The following is a 20,647-nucleotide window of genomic DNA, read 5'->3' on the forward strand; positions in this document are numbered from 1 at the left end:
CGTCGTGGACGGCGGACCGGACGCGCGGACGCGACCGAACGGTGTCACGGTGTGTCGTTGGTCTCCGCCGTCCCGCGCACAGGGAGCGCGAGCGGAAAACCGGTGGCGGGCTTCGCTACGCTGGTAGGCGCAATGACCAGGACAGCTAGCACCGGAACCCGCGCGCTGCGCACCCGCCTGGCGGAGGTCTCGCTGCGCGACGAACACCGGCTCCGGCGCAAGCTCGACCGGGCGCGCCCCGACGATCTGCCCGCGCTGGACGCCGAGATCGCCGCCGCCGCGACCCGCGTGGCCCATCGCCGCGCGGCGGTTCCGTCGATCCGGTATCCGGAACAACTGCCCGTCTCCGCGCGCCGCGACGACATCGCCGCCGCGATCGCCGAGCACCAGGTGGTGATCGTGGCCGGCGAGACCGGCTCCGGCAAGACCACCCAGATCCCGAAGATCTGCCTCGAACTCGGGCGCGGTATCCGCGGCACCATCGGGCACACCCAGCCGCGCCGCCTGGCCGCGCGCACCGTCGCCGAACGCATCGCCGAGGAGCTGGGCACCGAACTGGGTGACGTGGTCGGCTACACCGTCCGCTTCACCGATCAGGCCTCGGACCGCACCCTGGTCAAGCTGATGACCGACGGCATCCTGCTCGCCGAGATCCAGCGCGACCGGATGCTGCGCCGCTACGACACGATCATCATCGACGAGGCGCACGAGCGCAGCCTCAATATCGACTTCCTGCTCGGGTATCTCAAACAGCTGCTGCCGCAGCGCCCCGACCTCAAGGTGATCATCACCTCGGCGACCATCGATCCCGAACTGTTCGCCCGCCATTTCGCCGACGCGCAGGGCACGCCCGCGCCGATCGTCGAAGTGTCGGGCCGGTCGTATCCGGTCGAGTTGCGGTATCGCCCGCTGTCGCTCGAGCTGCCCGGTTCCGACGACGAGGACGAGGAGGACACCCGCGTCGTCGATCGCGATCCCACCGACGCCATCGCCGACGCGGTCACCGAGCTGTTCGCCGAGGGCGACGGTGACGTGCTGGTGTTCCTGTCGGGCGAACGCGAGATCCGCGACACCGCCGACGCGCTGCGCGACCTGAAACTGCCCCGCACCGAGATCGTGCCGCTGTACGCGCGCCTGTCCGCCGCCGAGCAGCACAAGGTCTTCGCTCCGCATACCGGCCGACGGGTGGTGCTGGCCACCAATGTCGCCGAGACCTCGTTGACCGTGCCCGGCATCCGCTACGTGATCGACCCCGGCACAGCACGCATCTCGCGGTACTCGATGCGTACCAAGGTGCAGCGGCTGCCGATCGAACCGGTCTCGCAGGCCTCGGCACGGCAGCGGTCGGGCCGTTGCGGTCGTGTCGCCGACGGCATCTGTATCCGGCTGTACTCCGAGGACGATTTCGAGTCGCGGCCCGCGTTCACCGAACCGGAGATCCTGCGCACCAATCTGGCCGCGGTCATCCTGCAGATGACCGCGCTCGGCCTGGGCGACATCGAAAGCTTCCCGTTCGTCGAGGCCCCCGATCGCCGCGCCATCCGCGACGGCATCGCGCTGCTGGAGGAACTCGGCGCGCTGGCCCACGGCAGCGCGAAAGCCGTTGACGGCGAAGCGCATTCGGGCGGGCATCTCACGCTCACCCCGATCGGCCGGGAGATGGCGCAGCTGCCGGTCGACCCGCGGATGGCGCGCATGCTCGTGGAAGCGCATCGCAACGGGTGCCTGGACGAGGTGCTGGTGATCGTGGCCGCGCTGTCGATCCAGGATGTGCGCGAACGACCCGTCGACCATCAGCAGGCCGCCGACACCCAGCACGCCCGTTTCACCGTCGACGGTTCGGACTTCCTGGCCTATCTGCGGCTGTGGGACTACCTGACCGAGCAGCGGAAGTCGCTGTCGTCCAACCAGTTCCGCCGGATGTGCCGTGACGAGTTCCTGCACTACCTGCGGATCAGGGAGTGGCAGGATCTACACGGTCAGCTGCGCACCATCACCCGCGGGCTCGGCTGGAACGACGCGGGCACGCAGCGGGCGAACCCGGACAATCCCCCGGCGGTCGAGGACGGCGCGGGCCCGAAGCGGAACCGCCGCGGCCGGGGGCGCGCTCCCGACGGCGCACCGCAATCGGCAGGGCGCGACGAGCGAACGCCGGAGCCGGCACGGCAGCAAGGCGGCCGTTCCCGGCGTGGACGCGGTGACGACGCGGCGCGGCAAGCACCGCAGCCGGAGCCGCGTTCGGGCCAGAGCACGTCCGGGACGAAAGCCGTTCGTGGGTCGGCACAGTCGGCCGCGGCGGACGCCGAGGCGGCGATGCCGTGGCCCAGCGCGCAGATCCACCAATCGCTGCTGGCGGGCATGCTGTCGCATATCGGTGTGCGCGAGGCGGAGTCGCGGGAATTCCTCGGCGCGCGCAACGCGAAGTTCATGATCTTCCCCGGCTCCTCGCTGGCGAAGAAGCCGCCGCGCTGGGTCATGGCGGCCGAGCTGGTCGAGACGTCGCGGCTGTGGGGCCGGATCGCGGCGAAGGTAGAACCCGAGTGGGCCGAGCGGCTCGCGGGCGATCTGGTGAAGCGCACCTATTCCGAGCCGCATTGGTCGTCCAAGCGGGGCGCGGCCCGCGCCTACGAGCGGGCCACGCTCTACGGCGTACCGCTGGTGACGGGCAGACCGGTCGACTACGGCCGCATCGATCCCGAGCTCTCCCGCGAACTGTTCATCCGCCACGCCCTTGTCCAGGGCGAGTGGCAGACCAGGCACGGCTTCTTCGCGCGCAACCGCGCCCTGATCGACGATGTCGCCGATCTCGAGCACCGGGCCCGCCGCCGCGACATCCTCGTCGACGACGAAGTGCTGTTCGAGTTCTACGACCAGCGCCTGCCCGCCGATATCGTCTCGGTGCGCCATTTCGACAGCTGGTGGCGCAAGGCCGAACGCACCGACCCGGCGCTGCTGGACTTCTCGACCGACACCGTGGTCAACGCGGGCGCCGCCGCGCTCGACCCGACCGACTTCCCCGACGCCTGGCGCCAGGGCGAACTCAGCTTCCCGCTGACCTACCAGTTCGAGCCCGGCCAGGACGACGACGGCGTGACCGTGCGGATCCCGGTCGAGCAACTCGCGCACGTGCGGGCCGTCGGCTTCGACTGGCTGGTGCCGGGCATGCGCGAGGAACTGGCGGCCGCCTACATCAAGACCCTCCCGAAGGCCTTGCGCCGCACGGTCGTTCCCGCGCCCGACTTCGCCGCGGCGGCGCTGCGCGAGCTGACCCCGCGCGCCGAGCCGTTGCGCACCGGACTGTCCAGGGAACTCTCGCGGCTGGGCTCGGTCACCATCTCCGCCGACGACCTGCCCTCCACCGCGCTGCCGGATCACCTGCGGATGACCTTCGCCGCCGTCGATCAGCGCGGCACGGTACTGGCCAAGAGCAAGAACCTCGCGCAGCTGAAATCGACACTGGCCGAGCAGGTTTCCGCCTCGGTCGCCCGCGCCACCGCAGGCGCCGAACGCGCACCCGCGACCGTCTGGACCTCCGAATCCCTCGGCGCGGTGGCCCCGACAGTGCGGCGCGAGGTGGCCGGTCAGACGGTGACCGGATACCCGGCGCTGGTGCCCGAGGGCGAGGGTGTGGCCGTGCGCGTGCTCAGTTCTCCCGCCGAGCAGGCCGCCGCCATGCGCGCCGGGGTGCGTACCCTGCTGCTGGCCGCGATCCCGACGTCCACCCGCGCGGTCACCGCCGGATTGCCTGCCGCCGACCGGCTGGCCCTGAGCCAGAATCCCGACGGCTCCCTGGACAAGCTGGTCGAGGACTGCCGGATCGCGGCCGCCGACGAGCTCATCGCGGCCGCCGGTGGCCCCGTGCGCACCCCCGAGGCGTTCGACAAGCTGGTCGCCGCCGTCCGCCCCCAGCTGGCGACCGCGGTCACCGGCTTGATCCGCGCGGTGGCGCCCGTGCTGTCGGCCGCGCATCAGGCGCGTGCCGCCCTGGCCGACACCGCCGAGACCGATATCGCCGACGATGTCCGCCAGCAGCTCGACGACCTGCTGTTCCCCGGTTTCGTCGCCGAATGGGGCCGCGCCCGGCTGCGCGAACTGCCCCGCTATCTGCTCGCCGCGGCGCAACGCCTCGAATCGCTGCCCGGCTCGGCGGTGCGTGATCGCCAGGGCATGGCCGAGGTCGACCGGATGCTGGCCGCCTACGACAAGCTGGTGCGCAGCCTGCCCGACGGCCGCAGGAACGCGCGCGACGTCACCGAGATCTGGTGGATGATCGAGGAACTGCGGGTGAGCCTGTTCGCGCAGAAGATCGGCACGCCGTACCCGGTGTCGGCCAAGCGGATCGAGAAGGCGATCGGCGCGATCCGGCGCTGATCGTCAGTCGGTCGCGGCGACCGCCGCCGCCCGCGCCTTGCGCATCTCGGTGATCTCGCGTTCGAAATCGGCTGCGCTGGTGAAGGATCGGTAGACCGAGGCGAACCGCAGATAGGCCACCTCGTCCAGATCGCGCAGCGGGCCGAGGATGGCCAGACCCACCTCGTGGCTGGGCACTTCGGGAGATCCCTTGGCGCGCACCGCGTCTTCGACCTGCTGGGCGAGCAGGTTCAGCGCGTCGTCGTCGACCTCACGGCCCTGGCACGCACGCCGGACACCGACGATCACCTTCTCGCGGCTGAACGGCTCGGTGACGCCGCTGCGCTTGACCACCGACAGGATCGCGGTCTCGACGGTGGTGAACCGGCGACCGCAGGTCGGACACGACCGCCGACGGCGGATCGCCGTGCCCTCCTCGACTTCACGCGAGTCGACGACTCGCGAGTCAGGGTGTCGGCAATACGGGCAATGCATCCGAGGGTTCCTTCGTCGATACGACGTCTACTCCATGGCACTTGACAGAATACCTGTCACTGGTGCACCACCTGCCACTGCGTGGTCAGGTCCGCGATCAGCTCCGGTAGGCGGCCCAGCATGCGGCCGCGGGTGAGCTTGGCGGGGAAGGGCTCGGAGTACACCGTCACCGCGTGCGCCATGTCGGTGGCGAGGTCGAGATGGCGGGGAACCAGATCGGCGGTGATGTAGGACCAGCGTGCGTCGCGGTCGGCCCAGTTGAAGTCGGGCAGTGGCATCCGCAGGCCGAGCCCGCCGGCCCGCACCGTCACGGGGGCGTACACCCCGGGCGCGCGGACACCGGGGACCGCCGGTTTGCCCGCGACCGTGGTGACGTAGGTGAGTACCCGGCCCATGCCGTCGCGACCGGCCGCGGTCACGTCCCATTGATCGGCGACGATGTGGTTCTGCTCCCGGTCGGTCATCCGGACCAGCGCGTCCGCGCGGCCCGCCGCGGTGCCGCCGTCGATGCCTGTCCAGGCGGTGCGGACGTCGTCGTCGATCACGCCCGCCGCGAACATCTCGTCGATGGCCGCCATCCCCTCGGCGAGGTAGGCCTCGTGCATCGACACCAGGTCGGTGAAGATGTGTTTCTGCATGATCATCAGCCGGTGCTGGTACCAGGCCAGGTCGGCGGCGGTCAATCGCGGCCCGTCGGCGGCCAGGCGCGCGATGTCGGCCGGTATCGCGGCGACGAGTTCGGGTGGGGTGGCTCGCAGCAGGTCGGCGACGGCGGTGCCGAGCTCGTGGATTCCCCCGACGGAGAGCACCGTGCCGATGTCGCCGACGTCGAAGAAGCCGGAGGCGAACGAGCCGCCCGCGATGCCGGCCAGGCCTGCCCAGTAGAAGTCGGGGCGGGCGGCGGCAATGCGGAAATAGTTGACGTACACCTGGGCGAAGGTCGCCGAATTGGCGGCGGTGCCGCGAGCGGGATCCCAGGTGGCGAGGTCGATTCCCGCGTTGCCGGTGGAGACGACGAGCCAATACTGGTGCAGCAGCGTGCCATAGCGCATCGGCGCGATGCCGTCGGCCCTCGCCTGCGTCAGCGCGGCCCGCAGCGGTGGTTCGCTCAGTGGCAGCGCCGGATGCAGGCCACCGCCGAATTCGCCCTCGGCATTGACCGCGGGAAGATCGAGGTAGTCCGCGTACGCGGGGCTCGCGTCGGCGGCGGGCGCAAGCACCGCGCCGAGAACGAGACTGAGCAGCAGGGCGATCGAGCAGCGGCGCACGTGACCTCGCATCCGGATTCGGCCGAGGGGCCGTACCCGCCCCGGCTCAGGATGCACGTCACCGTAGCAACGCGTTCTAGTTTTGGTGTGCTTTTCGTTCAGCCCATCGGCCGGTCAGGTCGTGAATCACACGCGGAAACCGTTCCTGTGCAGGCCTTTTCGTACTATCGAACTGTCCCGGACAGTCCGCCCGACGGGGCGTCGACCTGCCCGGAAATCCCGGACGTCGCCGGATCGAACCGGTCGCCGAAACTGCCGGCGCGCATGTGCGCGAGGCCGAGGAACGCGACGACGATCAGCGCGGTCACCAGCGCCGCCACGGCCAGTGCCGCGAACCCGAGCTGCGCCTGCTCGACCCGGCGCATCGGATGCACGCCGCGGGCGGGCCGCACACCGCCGACGCGCGCGTACAGCGCCGCCTCGTTGCGTGACCCGGCCGCCCGCGGGCCACGATCGGCGCGAGCCGCACGCGCGACCCGCGGCCGCGGCGAATCCGTCTGCGGCACCGTGGCGAAGGCGATATCGAGCGCCGCGTCGGCGGGCCGCGCCGCCGCCTCCGCGAGCACCCCGCGCGCGGCGGCCAATCCGTCCGTTCCATAAGCGGCGAACACCTCGGCGGCAGGCCCACGCGACCTCTCGGGACGCACTATCGCGGGCTGGGCAGCACGACGCACCACCGGGCTGCCGCCCACGCCACGCACGAGGGAGAACGGCCGCCGCGCACGGGTGCTGCGGCGACGCCGGGCGATCGGCTCGGGGTAGGCGGCGGGGTCGTAGGACTGCAGGGCGCTGGTCGCTGTGCTCATCGGAAGAACCTCCGGGGTGGTGTGCTCCGCTGCTGAAGGAATAGCTGGTGAAGCCGCTGTGTCACACTTTGTTCGAACATGTGTGCGACGAACTGATGTTCGATTTCTACCACGCCGCGACGGCGATGTCAGCACGAAACGCCCGACATGCTCGAACAGATGTTTGATACTTCGGCGTGGCACGACTAGCCTCGGAAAGGCGAAATCGACCAGCGAAAGGGCGGGACACGGTGACCCACACAGACGACACGGGTGACGAAAGCGCTACCGGCACCGTCACATCGGGATCCGGCGCGGATCTCACCGTGCGTCAGCGCACGGTCCTCGACGTCATCCGCACCTCGGTGACCGAACGCGGCTATCCGCCCAGCATCCGCGAGATCGGCGACGCGGTCGGGCTCACCTCCACCTCCTCGGTGGCCCATCAACTCCGGGCGCTCGAGCGCAAGGGCTATCTACGCCGCGACCCGAACCGGCCGCGCGCGGTGAACGTCCGCGGTCTCGACGAGGCGGTCCGCTCGGTGACCACGCTGCCCGAACCGGCCGACGACGTCGACACGAACCGGCCGACACCGACCTTCGTCCCGGTCCTCGGCCGGATCGCCGCCGGTGGGCCGATCCTGGCCGAGCAGGCCGTGGAAGACGTCTTCCCGCTGCCCCGCGAGCTCGTCGGCGACGGTTCACTGTTCCTGCTGAAGGTCGTCGGCCAGTCGATGGTCGACGCGGCCATCTGCGACGGCGACTGGGTCGTGGTCCGGCAGCAGAACGTCGCCGAGGGCGGCGACATCGTGGCCGCCATGATCGACGGCGAAGCGACCGTGAAGACGTTCAAGCGCACCGGCAAGGACGTGTGGCTGATGCCACACAACCCGCACTTCGAACCGATCCCGGGCAACGACGCGCAAATCCTCGGCAAGGTCGTCACCGTCATCCGCAAGATCTGAGCATCGCGCTCAGCGGCGCACGGACGCGTCCATCTCCCAGGTCAGCAGCTCGGCGGCGGTCAGCGCGGTGACGCGATGGCCGCCGGCGGCGGTCAGGCGCACGGCGTCGCCCTGTTCCAGGGTGCCGTTGTCTTCGAAGTCGACGGAGCCGCGCGCGACGAACACGTGGCCGTAGAGCGCGTCGGGAACGGTGATCGCCTGCCCGGGATCCAGTCGCGCCACATGGAAGGCGGCATGGCGGTTGCCGATGCCGATCGCGGCCTCGCCGCGGTACTTCCGCATGCCGGAGGCGACCGGGACCAGGGTGTTGCGGCGCAGGTCACCCTCGATGTCGAGTTCCTGATAGCTCGGCGCGACGCCGGGGGTATCCGGCGGAATCCACATCTGCACGACGTGCAGGCGTTCGCGCTCCCGGTAGCCCGCGCCGTTGCGTTCGGAATGCCGGATGCCGGTGCCCGCGCTCATCCGCTGCGCCAGCCCCGGATGGATCATGCCCGAATGGCCCGCCGAATCCTGGTGGACGACCGTGCCTTCCAGGACCCAGGTGAGGATCTCGGTGTCGCGGTGCTGATGGGTGTCGAAGCCCTCGCCAGGGCCGACGGTGTCCTCGTTGTGCACCAGAAGCAGACCGTGCGCATGGTCCTCGAGCGCGAAATTGCCCGTCGCCGGGAACGACTGCCGCGAGTCGAGCCACTCGTTCCACCAGTGCGCGCGGTCCGCGCCGGGCACCACCTGAACCTGGGCAGTCACCATCGTCGCCACCTTCCGCTATCCGGACTTGGGTCCGTATAGCGGGTAACGCGGTCGGCGCCGCGGACATTCCGCAGCGCCGGACCGGCTCAGAACGGCAGGGCGCCGCGCAGACGGCCGACCAGGGTGCGACCGGAATCGCGGTCACGCTCGTTGAACAGGAACTCCAGTTCCTCCTCGAGCCCCTTGCGGACCACATCGCGCAAGTCGGCGGCCGCGGCATCGAGATCCTCGGCCTCGAGCCACGGCGTCGGGTCGATCGGCGCGCCCGCGGAGTAGTAGAACCGTTCCGGTCGCGGCAGCGGTGTCGGGCCGATGCCCTTGACCATCGGCGGGTTCAGCTCGGGGTTGATGCCGAGCAGGCTGCACGTCCAGCGCAGCGGGCGCATCACCGGATGCTGGCCGTCGAAGACGATGTCGAACGCGTCGTCGACGCCGATCATCGCCAGCGGCACGATCGGCACCCCCGCCTGGATCGCCATCCGCGCGAACCCGGTCCTGCCCTCCCACTTGAGCACGTACTTCTCACCCTTGCGGCGGATCGCCTCCCGGCCGCCACCGGGGAACACGACAACCGCTTCCCCCTGCTCGAGCAGCGCCAGGCAGTTGTTGCGCGTCCCGCGCACGGCGCCGAAGCGGTGCAGGAGATGGCGCACGCCCGGCACCATCAGCACATGTTCGGCCAGCCCGCGCACCAGCCGCCCGCGTGCCCGCAGGATCGCAGGCATCAGCAGCGGCGCATCGATCCCGCCGAGCAGGTTGTGGTTGGCCACGATCAGCACCGGGCCCTCGGCCGGAATGTTGTCCAGGCCGTAGAACCGCGGGCTCGCCCACGCGGTCACCGGCGCGAACACCGCCTCGAACGCGCGGATCTCCCACTCGCTCGGCGTCGGGTTCAACGGCGCGTTGTCGGAGAGGATCCGGTCGCCCTGCTCGACCGATCCCGCCCTGTTCTCTGTCACACTCTCTGGACCCCGCTGGTCATTCGACATAACACCCTCCTGCTGTCGACAATCGACCATAGCGCCCGAAAATGGCTGTGTCGCATCGATCTTGGCCGCTACCCCGCGGCAAATCCGGCTGGTCGGATCAGCTCGGCACGACTTCGGCCGGACCCGAATGGGCGTATTCCGACAGGGGTGCGGCCAGTGCCTGGGGCACGCGCGCCCTGACCCGGGTGCCGCCTTCTTCATGCTCGGCGGAGATGATCCGGCCGTCGGCGTGGATGCGCGCGAGCAGATCGCCGCGGCTGTAAGGCAGCAGCACGCTGATGTCGACATCGAGCCCGCCGAGTACCTCCGAGAGCCGCTCGCGCAACTCCTCCACCCCGGCGCCGGTCTGCGCGGAGACGAAGGCCGCGTCGGGCAGCAGCCCACGCAGCCGGGTGAGCTCGTTCGGGTCGGCCGCGTCGATCTTGTTGACCACCAGCAGTTCCGGCGGTGCGGCGGCGCCCTGCTCCTTGATCACGTCGGTGATCACCTCGCGGACCGCCCTGATCTGTTCGAGCGGCAGCGGATCGGAGCCGTCGACGACGTGCAGCAGCAGGTCGGCGCCGGTGACCTCTTCCAGGGTCGAGCGGAACGCCTCGACCAGCTGGGTCGGCAGGTGGCGGACGAAGCCGACGGTGTCGGTGAACACCATCTCGCGGCCGTCGTCGAGCGCGGCCCTGCGGGTGGTCGGATCCAGGGTGGCGAACAGCGCGTCCTGGACCAGCAGGCCCGCGCCGGTGAGCGCGTTCATCAGGCTGGACTTGCCCGCGTTGGTGTAGCCGACGATGGCGATCGCGGGGACGCCGCTGCCCGCGCGCCGGGCACGCATGGTGTCGCGGGCGGTCTTCATCTCCCGGATCTCGCGGCGCAGCTTGGCCATCCGCTCGCGGATGCGGCGGCGGTCGGTCTCGATCTTGGTCTCACCGGGACCACGCAGACCGACACCACCACCGTTGCCGCCGGCGCGACCACCGGCCTGCCGGGACATCGATTCACCCCAGCCACGCAGTCGCGGCAGCATGTATTCCATCTGCGCGAGCGCGACCTGGGCCTTGCCCTCGCGGGAGGTGGCGTGCTGGGCGAAGATGTCGAGGATCAGCGCGGTGCGGTCGATGACCTTGACCTTGACGACCTTCTCCAGCGCGGTCAGCTGCGCGGGGGTGAGTTCACCGTCGCAGATCACGGTGTCGGCGCCGGTGTCGAGGACCACGGTGCGCAGTTCCTCGGCCTTGCCGGAGCCGATGTAGGTGGCCGGGTCCGGCTTGTCGCGGCGCTGGATCAGGCCTTCGAGAACCTCGGAGCCCGCGGTCTCGGCGAGGGCGGCCAGCTCGACCATGCTCGCCTCGGCCTGGGCGGAGCTGCCGGTGGTCCACACACCGACCAGCACGACCCGTTCCAGGCGCAGCTGCCGGTATTCGACCTCGGTGATGTCGGTGAGTTCGGTGGACAGCCCGGCGACACGGCGCAGCGAGGAGCGCTCGTCGAGCTGCATCTCGCCGACGGTGGGTTCGGGTGCCCAGCCGGGACGCTGCATGCGGGCCGCGTGGCGGGCGAGCGCGTCGTCGACGTCGCCGCGGTCGGCGGCCACGTCGGGATCGGCCGCGGTGGTGTGCTCGGCCGAGGTGGGCTCTGTGGGGGTGTCTGGTTTCGTCATACGCCTTCTATGCTGCCACGTCACGGTGACAGTGCGCATCCGGTTATCCGGCTACTGCGCGTTCCACCAGTCCCGTGACAACGTGCCGGTGGCCAGCAGCACCGAGGGACCGCGCAACCAGGCCCGGCCCTGGTCGATGGTGACTCGCACCTGGCCGCCGGGTACCCGCACGGTCACCTCGCCGGATCCGCTGCCGACCGGGACACCGGCGGCGGTCAGCGCCGCGGCCGCCGCGGCGACGGTTCCCGTTCCGCAGGACCGTGTTTCGCCGACGCCGCGTTCGTAGACCCGCATGTCGACGGCGTTGTCGGGACCCAGCGCGGTGAGGATCTCGACATTGACCCCGTGCGGGAACAGGTCGGGATCGAAGCCGGGCGAGACGGCCAGATCGAGTTTGGCCAGCGCGTCGACGGTGAGTCCCTCGTCGACGCAGGCCAGATGCGGATTGCCGACATCGATGCCGATCCCCGGCAGCGCCCAGCCGCCCAGGATGGCGGTGGACGGGCCGAGTTCACGCACGACACCCATGTCGACGGTGACCTCGCCGTCGACCGGTCCCGCCGCGTGTACAACGACGGGCCGGGCGCCAGCGCGGCTGCCGACGACGTACTCGGTGCGCGATTCCATCCCGGACGCGTTCAGATAGTGCGCGAACACCCGCACACCGTTGCCGCACATCTCGGCGATCGAACCGTCGGCATTGCGGTAGTCCATGAACCAGTCGTCGCCGCCGACGCCGTCGGGCAGCGCATCGAGCACCCCCGCGTCGACGAGGGCGGCCGCCGTGGCGACGCGCAGCACGCCGTCGGCGCCGAGGCCACGCTGCCGGTCACACAGCGCGGCGACGCGGTCGGCGGTCAGGTCGAGCCGGGCCTGCGGGTCGGGCAGCACGACGAAGTCGTTCTGGGTGCCGTTGCCCTTGCTGAATTCGATGTCGGACACGGTCGTCATTGTCCTCTTCGCCGCCGAGCGCCGCGCTACCGGGCGAAGGTGCGCCGCTGGCGGGCGATCTCGTAGAGGCTGATCGCGCCCGCCGACGGCGCGCCGAGCGAGCTGGCGGTGCCGCCCATCGGGATGGTCACCAGGTCGTCGCAGGCCTCGGCCCAGGCCGAGCTCATCCCGGTGGTCTCGTTGCCGACGACCAGGATCGTGGCCTCGGTGAAGTCGTGGTCGTAGATGGTGCTCGGCGCGTCCTCGTCGGTGCCGACGATGCGGGTGGGGATGCCGCGCGCCGCCTGGCGGTCCCGGAATTCGAGGACCTGTGCGGGTCCGGCGGCGCGCAAAACCGGAACGGCGAACAGCGAACCGGTGGAGGCGCGCACGGCCTGCGGATCGAACTGGTCGGCGCCGTGGCCGGTGACGATCACCCCGGACGCGCCGAAGGCGTCGGCGGAGCGGATCAGCGTGCCGAGGTTGCCCGGCGAGTTCGGGCGGTCGAACACGACGACGACCGGCGCGTCCTCCCCCGGTTCGCCGGGCGCGTAGTCGGCCAGGTCCGGCTGCTGCGAGACCGCGACCGCGACGATCTCCGGCACGCTCGCCGCCTTCTCCCCCAGCTCGGCCATCAGTTCGGGCACCAGCCCGACCTGCGGCACGTCAGCGGTGTCGAGCACCTCGCGCGCCCAGCTCGACAGCTCGGGGGTGCCGAGCCGGTAGAGCAGTGTTTCCAGCGGCCAGTCGTTGGCCAGCGCCTGGGTGATGGGGCGCACGCCCTGCACGAGGAACCGGCCGTCACGATGACGTTTTGTCCGGTTGTTGAGGTAGGCCTGCCACACCTGCACCGAGGCGTTGCGGGTACTTACTCGACGCGTCACTGCGCTGTCCGTCCTGTCGGGTCTGTGTGGTGAGGGGAGAGCAGCGCCAGCGCGGTCGCGGCGAGCTCGGGGTCGGCGCCGTCGACCCAGGTCACCCTGGGATCGCGGCGGAACCACGACCGCTGCCTGCGCACATACCGGCGGGTGCCGATCAGGGTGCGCTCGCGGGCGTGGGCGAGGTCGTATTCGCCGTCGAGATGGGCCAGCACCTGGGCGTAGCCGATCGCGCGGCGGGCGGTCTGGCCGTCCCGCAGGCCGAGTTCGATCAGGCCGCGCACCTCCTCGACCAGGCCGGTGTCGAACATGAGGGCGGTGCGCGCCTCGATCCGGGCGTCCAGCGCCGCGGTCTCCCGGTCGACACCGAGGATGGCGGTGTCCCAGCGCGGGGTGCCGATCGTCGGCGCCGAGGCGGCGAAGGGCTGCCCGGTCAGCTCGACGACCTCGAGCGCGCGCACCATCCGCCTGCCGTCGGTGGGCAGGATGGTCGACGCCGCGACCGGGTCGGCTTCCTTCAGTGCCGCGTGCACCGCGTGCACCCCGCCCTCGGCGAGCAGCGCCTCCCAGCGCGCGCGGACCTCGGGGTCGGTGGCCGGGAAGTCCCACTGGTCGAGCAGCGCCTGTACGTACATCATCGAGCCGCCCACGATCACCGGGACGAGTCCGCGGGCCATGATGTCCTCGACGATCGCGCTCGCGGCGCTCTGATAGGCGGCGACCGTCGCGGTCTCGGTGACGTCGAGGACGTCGAGCAGGTGGTGCGGGATCCCGCGACGCTGGTCGGGCGGCAGTTTCGCGGTGCCGACGTCCATCCCGCGATAGAGCTGCATCGCATCGATATTGACGATCTCGCCGCCGAGCCGTTCGGCGAGATCGAGCGCGAGATCGGATTTCCCGGTGGCGGTGGGGCCGACGACCGCGATCGGGCGCCCTGGCCTGCTCGTCACTCGTCGATACCTTCCTGTCCACTCGGTTGCCACACGCTCACGTCGTAGCCGACACCATAGGGTGCGCCCTGATAGAGGGTACGCACCCGCGGATCGGCCGGATCGGCGGCGAACAGACCGCCGAGTACCTGGTAGGCGGCACGTCCGTCGAGCAGCAGTTCGGCGCACAGCGCGGGGTCGAGCACGGCGAGCCCGGACCGCGATCCGGATCGCAGCGCGGTGTCGAGGGCCTGCTGCACCGGCGCCGCCCGCTCGTCCAGGTAGCCCGGCGCCGTGACGGTCAGCGTCGCCGCGCCGTCGGCGACGACGAGCACCGCGTGCGGCACCGCGTCGGCGTCCAGTTCGGCCCGCAACGCGGCGCCGGCATGCGCGCAGTCCGACGGCGACGCGTCGGCGGCGAGCAGCCGCGCCCGCACCGAGATCCCCGGCGCCACCTGCTCGCGCAACCATCCGGCGACCAGGACCGGCAGGGGAAGCTGGGCGTCTGCTGGACCCGGATCCGCGCCGGCGGGGCCGAGGCCGACGACAACGTCGGCGCCGAAACCACGGAACGTCCCTCTGGTCGTGGCCGGGAAGTTCTGGTCGTGCGCGCCGACGCCGACGACGGTCCATCGGTCGGCGGACGCGGCGAGGGTGCCCGCGGCGTCGAGTGCCGCGGCGCGCAGCACCGCGGTCGGGTCGTCGGGATCGCTGCCGGACGCGACGGGACGCCCGCACAGCTCGGGCACCAGCATCGGCGGCGACGGGACCAGGGCCGCTATCGAGAACACGCCGTAACCGTAGCCGTACCGCGCGGGCGGCCCGGCACCCGCCGCACCACGACCCGGCTGCGGTCTGCGAGTGTCCGACGCGGTGATGCGCGCCGAGATTGCTAGTGTTTTCAGGTGCGACTACCCACGTCGTCCGGGACGAAATCCCAGGAAATCCGGCATCCGATCCCTGGGATCGATGGTTTCCTCGGCTCGAACCGGGTTCAATGGGATGTGCTAGGGCGTAACCAGGCAGCCGTGACGCGCGGCAGGGACGGAGAGCAATGACCGACAGCAACGGAACCGCGAAGCCCACCCCCGGTCCGGGCCCGCGACCCTCCGCTACCCCCAAGCCCGGCGGAAAGTCTCCGCGTCCGCCGAAGCCGCACGCCGTGAAACCGGCGCCGGGACCCGATCAACCCCATCCGCATCCCGTGGTCGTGCCGACCGTCACCGACCCGAGCAAGTGGGGCCGCGTCGACGAGGACGGCACCGCCTGGGTGAAGACCGCCGACGGCGAGCGCGTCATCGGCTCCTGGCAGGCGGGCGACGCCGCCGAGGGGCTCGAGCACTTCGGCCGCCGCTTCGACGATCTGGCGACCGAGGTCGCGCTGCTCGAGGCCAGACTGGCCGCGGGCGCCGACGCCCGCAAGACCAAGGCCGCCGCGCTCGCGATCGCCGAGACGCTGCCCACCGCGGCCGTCATCGGCGATATCGACGGGCTGGCCACGCGCCTGCAGGCCATCACCGAGCATTCCGAGGAAGCCGCCGCGCACGCCAAGGAGGAGAAGGAGCGCGCCCGGCACGAGCACACCGAGCGCAAGGAAGCCCTCGCCGCCGAGGCCGAGCAGATCGCCGCCGAGTCCACCCAGTGGAAGCACGCGGGCGATCGGCTGCGCGAGATCCTCGACGAGTGGAAGTCCATCCGCGGGGTCGACCGCAAGGTCGACGACGCCCTGTGGAAGCGGTACTCCAAGGCCCGCGAGGCGTTCAACCGCCGACGCGGCGCCCACTTCGCCGAGCTCGACCGGGAACGCGCCTCGGCGAAGACCCGCAAGGAAGAGCTGTGTGTGCGCGCCGAGGAGCTGTCCGGGTCCACCGACTGGACCGGAACGGCCGCGGTGTTCCGCGATCTGCTCACCGAGTGGAAGGCCGCTGGTCGCGCGCCGCGCGAGGCCGACGAGGCACTGTGGCGCCGGTTCAAGAGCGCCCAGGACGTGTTCTTCGCCGCCCGCAACGCGGCGGTGTCCGAGCGCGACGCCGAGTTCGAGCACAACGCCACCGCCAAGCAGGAACTGCTGCGCGCCTACGAGCACATCGACCCGGCCGCAGGGCTCGACGCCGCCCGCAACGCGCTGCGCGAACTGCAGGACAAGTGGGACGCCATCGGCAAGGTTCCGCGCGAGCGCATGCAGGAGCTGGAAGGCAAGCTGCGCGCCATCGAGAAGCGCGTGCGCGACGCCGCCGACCAGCAGTGGCGCCGCACCGACCCGGAAGCCGTTGCCCGCGCCGCCCAGTTCCGCGAGCGGGTCGCCCAGTTCGAGGAGCAGGCCGCCAAGGCCACCGCGGCGGGCAAGAAGCGCGACGCGGAGAAGGCTTTGGAACAAGCCAAGCAGTGGCGTGAATGGGCCGAAGCCGCCGAGGGCGCCGTCAGCAACCGATAGAACAGGAGAAACCCCTGACCACTGGTCGGGGGTTTCTTTGTTTGCGTTCCCTATTCGCCGGTGAGGCGCTTGCGGTCGCGATCCTCGGCTTCGCGGGCGGCGTTGCGGCGCTGCTCTTCGGCGGCGAGCTGCACCGCGGTGCGGCTCCACACGACGCGCACCCAGTGGAAGGTGAGCACCATGATCGCGATGGTGCCCAGGATCAGGCCGATGCCGGGGCCCGCGCCCTCGTAGTTGCCGAGGCCGGGGGTCTGGCGGTGCCAGATCGACAGCACGCCGAACACGCTGCCGACGGCCGAGCCCGCGCAGGCCAGCCAGGCCAGCACCCAGCGGCGGGTGGTCAGGGCGAGCAGGGAGAAGCCGACACCGAAGACGATGACCAGCCAGACGAAGATCCGCGACGGCAGGCCGATGTGCTCGACTCCCGCGGCGTCGGTGTCGAGCAGCACGTCGAAGCCGCGCGCGGTACCCGCGGTCGGCAGCACCAGCGAGATCAGCAGCGCGAAGACCGCGCCCGCCACGACCAGCGCCCGCGCGCCGGGATCGATCTCGCCGGCGATGCGGCGTTCCACCGCGTCGAGTTCGCCGCGGAACTGTTCGAATTCCTTGTCGTCCACCCGGTTCACCGCGTCGTCACTCCTGTCCGCAGGCTGATCGTTGCCGGCCTCGTGTGCGCCGGGCTCTACTGTGCCATCCCCGGATGGGCCGCCCGCACCCGACCCACTACGACCGGTAGTAGGTTCGGGTTCGTCCGAACCGTTCACGCTGTTCCTTCTTTCGGCGTGAACGGGCGCCCTCCGTGGTCACGCTGCGCTACCGCCTCCGGGCGCTGACCGTTCACGCCGAACACCCGGTCGAGCAGCCGTCGACCACGGGCTCGACGACCGGGGCGCCGATCCGCGGCAGGCCGAGGCCGACACCGATCGGCTCGGTCTTGGGCGTCACCCCGCGCTCGTGCGCGTCGCCCGCCTTGGTCCGCCGGTGCGACTTGACCACACCGTCGGCGATGAGGTGATGCGGCGCCGCCTCGGTGATGTCAACGGTGACGATGTCGCCCGGCCGGATCCCCGCGTCGGCGCCGGGCCGGAAGTGCACCAGCCTGCCGTCGCGCGCGCGACCGCTCATCCGGGCGGTGACCGCGTTCTTCTTACCAGCCCCCTCGGCGACGAGCAGCTCCACCTCGGTGCCGATCAGCGCCTGGTTGGCCTCCAGCGACACCTGCTCCTGCAGCGCGATCAGCCGGTCGTAGCGTTCCTGCACGACCGCCTTGGGCAGCTGGTCGGGCAGTTCGGCCGCGGGCGTGCCCGGCCGCTTGGAGTACTGGAAGGTGTAGGCGCTGGTGAACCGCGCGCGGCGCACGACGTCGAGGGTCTCCTGGAAGTCCTCCTCGGTCTCGCCGGGGAAGCCGACGATGATGTCGGTGGTGATCGAGGCGTGCGGCATCGCGGCGCGCACCTTCTCGATGATGCCGAGGAAACGTTCCTTGCGGTAGGAGCGGCGCATCGCCTTGAGCACCCGATCCGAGCCGGACTGCAGCGGCATATGCAGCTGCGGGCAGACGGTGGGGGTCTGCGCCATCGCCTCGATGACGTCGTCGGTGAACTCGGCCGGATGCGGCGAGGTGAACCGCACCCGCTCGAGGCCCTCGATCTGCCCGGTCGCGCGCAGCAGCTGGGCGAAGGCGCCGCGATCGCGCGGCTGCTCCGGGTCGACGAAGTTCACGCCGTAGGAGTTGACGTTCTGGCCGAGCAGCGTCACCTCGAGCACGCCCTGGTCGACCAGCGCCTGCACCTCGGCGAGCACGTCACCGGGGCGGCGGTCGACCTCCTTGCCGCGCAGCGCCGGCACGATGCAGAAGGTGCAGGTGTTGTTGCAGCCCACCGAGATCGACACCCAGCCCGCGTACGCCGACTCCCGCTTGGCGGGCAGCGTGGACGGGAAGGCCTCGAGCGATTCGAGGATCTCGACCTGAGCCTGTTCGTTGTGGCGGGCCCGCTCGAGCAGCACCGGCAGCGAGCCGATGTTGTGCGTGCCGAACACCACGTCGACCCAGGGCGCCTTGCGCACGACCGTCTCGCGGTCCTTCTGCGCCAGGCAGCCGCCGACGGCGATCTGCATGCCGGGACGGCCCTGCTTCACCGGCGCCAGATGGCCGAGGGTGCCGTAGAGCTTGTTGTCGGCGTTCTCGCGCACCGCGCAGGTGTTGAACACCACCAGGTCGGGGGTGTCCGAGGGCGCGGCCTTCACATAGCCCGCGTCTTCGAGCAGGCCGGACAAGCGTTCGGAGTCGTGTACGTTCATCTGGCAGCCGAAGGTGCGGACCTCGTAACTGCGCGCCTGCGTCGCCGCGCGCTCCGTCGCGTTCTGTCCGTTCGAATCCACCCGTCCAGGGTACGGGCCGCACTCGATGTGGTCTGCGTCGCGGTCGGGAGTCGCCCGAGGTACCGGCAGGTTACCGGCCGGTGTCGTTTCGGCGTGCCGCGACGGCGAGTCACGGAAACCCGGGCAAATCTCCGAAGAACGCCTAAGGTTTCTGACCATGACCGACGACGCCGCACCCGCGACCGGGAAAGCCGACGCCGCCGCCACTGCTGGCGCGCCGCCGATGATCTCGATGCGCAACGTGGACAAACACTTCGGTGACCTCCACGTTCTGCGCCACATCAACCTGGAAGTCCCCCGCGGGCAGGTCGTGATCGTCCTCGGCCCCTCGGGTTCGGGAAAGTCCACCCTGTGCCGCACCATCAACCGGCTCGAACCGATCGACTCCGGCGACATCGCCATCGACGGTGTCGCCCTGCCCGCCGAGGGCAAGGCGCTGGCCGCGCTGCGCGCCGAGGTCGGCATGGTGTTCCAGTCGTTCAATCTGTTCGCGCACAAGACGATTCTCGAGAACGTGATGCTCGCGCCGCTGAAGGTGCGCGGCATCAAGAAGGACGAGGCGCGCAAGCACGCCCTCGCCCTGCTCGACCGGGTGGGTATCGCCAACCAGGCGGAGAAGTACCCGGCTCAGTTGTCGGGCGGCCAGCAGCAGCGCGTCGCCATCGCCCGGTCGCTGGCGATGGACCCGAAGGTGATGCTGTTCGACGAGCCCACCTCGGCGCTGGACCCGGAGATGGTCAACGAGGTGCTCGAGGTGATGGTCTCCCTCGCCAAGGAGGGCATGACGATGCTCGTCGTCACCCACGAGATGGGCTTCGCCCGCCGCGCCGGTGACCGCGTGCTGTTCATGGCCGACGGCGAGGTCGTCGAGGACACCACGCCCGACACCTTCTTCACCGCGCCCGCCTCCGACCGCGCCAAGGACTTCCTCGGCAAAATTCTCAGTCACTGAGCCCACCCACCCATCACCAGAGAAGGACACTCGATGAGGATCAATCGTGCGATGCGGGTCGGAATCGGCGCCGCGGCACTGGCATTGGCTGCCACGCTCACCGCGGGCTGTGGCGGCGGTGACGAGGGGTCGGTGCTCGACCACGCCAAGGAAGGCAAGCTGACCGTCGGTATCAAGTTCGACCAGCCGGGCCTCGGCCTGCGCAACACCGACGGCACCTACAGCGGCTTCGATGTCGAGGTGGCCAAGTACGTCGCCGACAAGCTGGGCGTGAAGCCGGAGAACGTCACCTTCAAGGAATCGCCGTCGGCGCAGCGCGAGACGCTGCTCGAGAACGGTCAGGTCGACCTCGTCGTCGCGACCTACTCGATCACCGACAAGCGCAAGGAGAAGGTCGATTTCGCCGGCCCCTACTACGTCGCCGGTCAGGATCTGCTGGTGCGCGCCGACAACACCGACATCACCGGCCCGGATTCGCTGGCGGGCAAGAAGGTGTGCTCGGTGAAGGGTTCCACCCCGGCCCAGAACATCAAGGACAAGTACCCGCAGGCGCAGCTGCAGACCTACGACACCTACTCGCTGTGCATCGAGGCGCTGCGCGGCGGCGCGATGGACGCGGTCACCACCGACAACGTCATCCTCGCCGGCTACGCCGCGCAGTCGCCAGGTTCCTACAAGCTGGTCAACAAGCCCTTCACCACCGAGAAGTACGGCATCGGTATCAAGAAGGGTGAGACCGAGGCGCGCACCAAGGTCAACGACGCGATCGAAGCGATGATCGCCGACGGCTCGTGGAAGGCCGCGCTGGAGAAGTCCTTCCCCGGCACCGGTTTCGAGATCCCGCAGCCGCCCACCGTCGACCGCTACTGATCACCTCCACCGCGGG

At 70.3% G+C, this 20,647-nt stretch carries 17 protein-coding genes; 5 read left to right on the plus strand and 12 right to left on the minus strand.

Translation table 11 applies throughout. The features are described from left to right. Nucleotides 1-132: 132 nt before the first annotated feature. Nucleotides 133-4,371 carry an ATP-dependent RNA helicase HrpA gene (gene hrpA, locus ACFWF2_RS09305; protein WP_379306254.1) on the plus strand — a complete coding sequence of 1,413 codons (4,239 nt, stop codon included), beginning with the start codon at nt 133-135 and terminating at the stop codon, nt 4,369-4,371. A gap of 3 nt (nt 4,372-4,374) precedes the next feature. On the opposite strand, the gene nrdR is transcribed toward hrpA, so the two are convergent. The 3 genes from nrdR to ACFWF2_RS09320 form a co-directional block, all read right to left on the minus strand. Continuing rightward, complete coding sequence (gene nrdR, locus ACFWF2_RS09310; protein WP_189024082.1) at nt 4,375-4,845, minus strand: transcriptional regulator NrdR; 471 nt, start codon at nt 4,843-4,845, stop codon at nt 4,375-4,377. Between the two features lie 56 nt (nt 4,846-4,901). After that, on the minus strand, nt 4,902-6,125 hold the full coding sequence (locus tag ACFWF2_RS09315; RefSeq protein ID WP_379306257.1) for a hypothetical protein: 1,224 nt from the start codon (nt 6,123-6,125) through the stop codon (nt 4,902-4,904). A gap of 152 nt (nt 6,126-6,277) precedes the next feature. Continuing rightward, a complete protein-coding gene (locus ACFWF2_RS09320; RefSeq protein WP_379306259.1) occupies nt 6,278-6,919 on the minus strand; it encodes a hypothetical protein in 642 nt (213 codons plus the stop codon). Nucleotides 6,920-7,224: 305 nt separating this feature from the next. On the opposite strand from ACFWF2_RS09320, the gene lexA reads away from it, so the two are divergent. Further along, on the plus strand, nt 7,225-7,863 hold the full coding sequence (gene lexA, locus ACFWF2_RS09325; protein ID WP_379306289.1) for a transcriptional repressor LexA: 639 nt from the start codon (nt 7,225-7,227) through the stop codon (nt 7,861-7,863). A 9-nt stretch (nt 7,864-7,872) separates the two neighbouring features. Here the strand turns inward: lexA and ACFWF2_RS09330 are convergent, their stop codons facing one another. From ACFWF2_RS09330 to ACFWF2_RS09360, 7 genes are all read right to left on the minus strand, one after another. Beyond that, the gene (locus ACFWF2_RS09330; RefSeq protein WP_379306261.1) at nt 7,873-8,625 is read right to left on the minus strand and encodes a pirin family protein; all 753 of its coding nucleotides are present in this window, start codon (nt 8,623-8,625) and stop codon (nt 7,873-7,875) included. 77 nt (nt 8,626-8,702) lie between these two features. Then, nucleotides 8,703-9,575, minus strand: coding sequence for a lysophospholipid acyltransferase family protein (locus ACFWF2_RS09335; protein WP_379306263.1), 873 nt, complete (start codon nt 9,573-9,575; stop codon nt 8,703-8,705). Nucleotides 9,576-9,702: 127 nt separating this feature from the next. Then, nucleotides 9,703-11,136, minus strand: a complete 1,434-nt coding sequence (gene hflX, locus ACFWF2_RS09340; protein ID WP_379306291.1) for a GTPase HflX — start codon at nt 11,134-11,136, stop codon at nt 9,703-9,705. Nucleotides 11,137-11,307: 171 nt separating this feature from the next. Beyond that, complete coding sequence (dapF, locus tag ACFWF2_RS09345; RefSeq protein ID WP_379306293.1) at nt 11,308-12,189, minus strand: diaminopimelate epimerase; 882 nt, start codon at nt 12,187-12,189, stop codon at nt 11,308-11,310. Nucleotides 12,190-12,233: 44 nt separating this feature from the next. After that, complete coding sequence (locus ACFWF2_RS09350; RefSeq protein WP_379306265.1) at nt 12,234-13,070, minus strand: TrmH family RNA methyltransferase; 837 nt, start codon at nt 13,068-13,070, stop codon at nt 12,234-12,236. Next, nucleotides 13,067-14,014 (minus strand): tRNA (adenosine(37)-N6)-dimethylallyltransferase MiaA, encoded by a 948-nt coding sequence (miaA, locus tag ACFWF2_RS09355; protein WP_379306267.1) that lies wholly within the window; start codon nt 14,012-14,014, stop codon nt 13,067-13,069. Before miaA ends, ACFWF2_RS09350 begins: the two co-directional genes overlap by 4 nt. Further along, nucleotides 14,011-14,784, minus strand: coding sequence for a hypothetical protein (locus ACFWF2_RS09360; RefSeq protein ID WP_379306269.1), 774 nt, complete (start codon nt 14,782-14,784; stop codon nt 14,011-14,013). The genes miaA and ACFWF2_RS09360 overlap by 4 nt, the downstream gene beginning before the upstream one ends. A 263-nt stretch (nt 14,785-15,047) precedes the next feature. Here ACFWF2_RS09360 and ACFWF2_RS09365 point away from each other — a divergent pair, with 263 nt between their 5' ends. After that, a complete protein-coding gene (locus ACFWF2_RS09365) occupies nt 15,048-16,427 on the plus strand; it encodes a DUF349 domain-containing protein (protein ID WP_379306271.1) in 1,380 nt (459 codons plus the stop codon). 50 nt (nt 16,428-16,477) lie between these two features. On the opposite strand, the gene ACFWF2_RS09370 is transcribed toward ACFWF2_RS09365, so the two are convergent. Together ACFWF2_RS09370 and miaB are read right to left on the minus strand one after the other, a co-directional pair. Continuing rightward, complete coding sequence (locus ACFWF2_RS09370; protein WP_379306273.1) at nt 16,478-17,053, minus strand: hypothetical protein; 576 nt, start codon at nt 17,051-17,053, stop codon at nt 16,478-16,480. Between the two features lie 211 nt (nt 17,054-17,264). Continuing rightward, nucleotides 17,265-18,809 carry a tRNA (N6-isopentenyl adenosine(37)-C2)-methylthiotransferase MiaB gene (miaB, locus tag ACFWF2_RS09375; protein ID WP_379306275.1) on the minus strand — a complete coding sequence of 515 codons (1,545 nt, stop codon included), beginning with the start codon at nt 18,807-18,809 and terminating at the stop codon, nt 17,265-17,267. 223 nt (nt 18,810-19,032) lie between these two features. Between miaB and ACFWF2_RS09380 the strand changes: the two genes are divergently transcribed. Next, on the plus strand, nt 19,033-19,761 hold the full coding sequence (locus ACFWF2_RS09380) for an amino acid ABC transporter ATP-binding protein (protein WP_379306295.1): 729 nt from the start codon (nt 19,033-19,035) through the stop codon (nt 19,759-19,761). A gap of 33 nt (nt 19,762-19,794) precedes the next feature. Further along, complete coding sequence (locus ACFWF2_RS09385) at nt 19,795-20,631, plus strand: glutamate ABC transporter substrate-binding protein (protein WP_379306277.1); 837 nt, start codon at nt 19,795-19,797, stop codon at nt 20,629-20,631. Nucleotides 20,632-20,647 lie beyond the last annotated feature (16 nt).

It is taken from the genome of Nocardia sp. NPDC060259 (assembly GCF_042728775.1).
Lineage (GTDB): Bacteria > Actinomycetota > Actinomycetes > Mycobacteriales > Mycobacteriaceae > Nocardia.

What these genes read in the sequence shown, in the direction of transcription:
- hrpA (WP_379306254.1), top strand. Translation starts at nt 133, where the DNA reads ATGACCAGGACAGCTAGCACCGGAACCCGCGCGCTGCGCACCCGCCTG.
- nrdR (WP_189024082.1), bottom strand. Translation starts at nt 4,845, where the DNA reads ATGCATTGCCCGTATTGCCGACACCCTGACTCGCGAGTCGTCGACTCG.
- ACFWF2_RS09315 (WP_379306257.1), bottom strand. Translation starts at nt 6,125, where the DNA reads ATGCGAGGTCACGTGCGCCGCTGCTCGATCGCCCTGCTGCTCAGTCTC.
- ACFWF2_RS09320 (WP_379306259.1), bottom strand. Translation starts at nt 6,919, where the DNA reads ATGAGCACAGCGACCAGCGCCCTGCAGTCCTACGACCCCGCCGCCTAC.
- hflX (WP_379306291.1), bottom strand. Translation starts at nt 11,136, where the DNA reads ATGCAGCGTCCCGGCTGGGCACCCGAACCCACCGTCGGCGAGATGCAG.
- ACFWF2_RS09365 (WP_379306271.1), top strand. Translation starts at nt 15,048, where the DNA reads ATGACCGACAGCAACGGAACCGCGAAGCCCACCCCCGGTCCGGGCCCG.
- ACFWF2_RS09380 (WP_379306295.1), top strand. Translation starts at nt 19,033, where the DNA reads ATGATCTCGATGCGCAACGTGGACAAACACTTCGGTGACCTCCACGTT.
- ACFWF2_RS09385 (WP_379306277.1), top strand. Translation starts at nt 19,795, where the DNA reads ATGAGGATCAATCGTGCGATGCGGGTCGGAATCGGCGCCGCGGCACTG.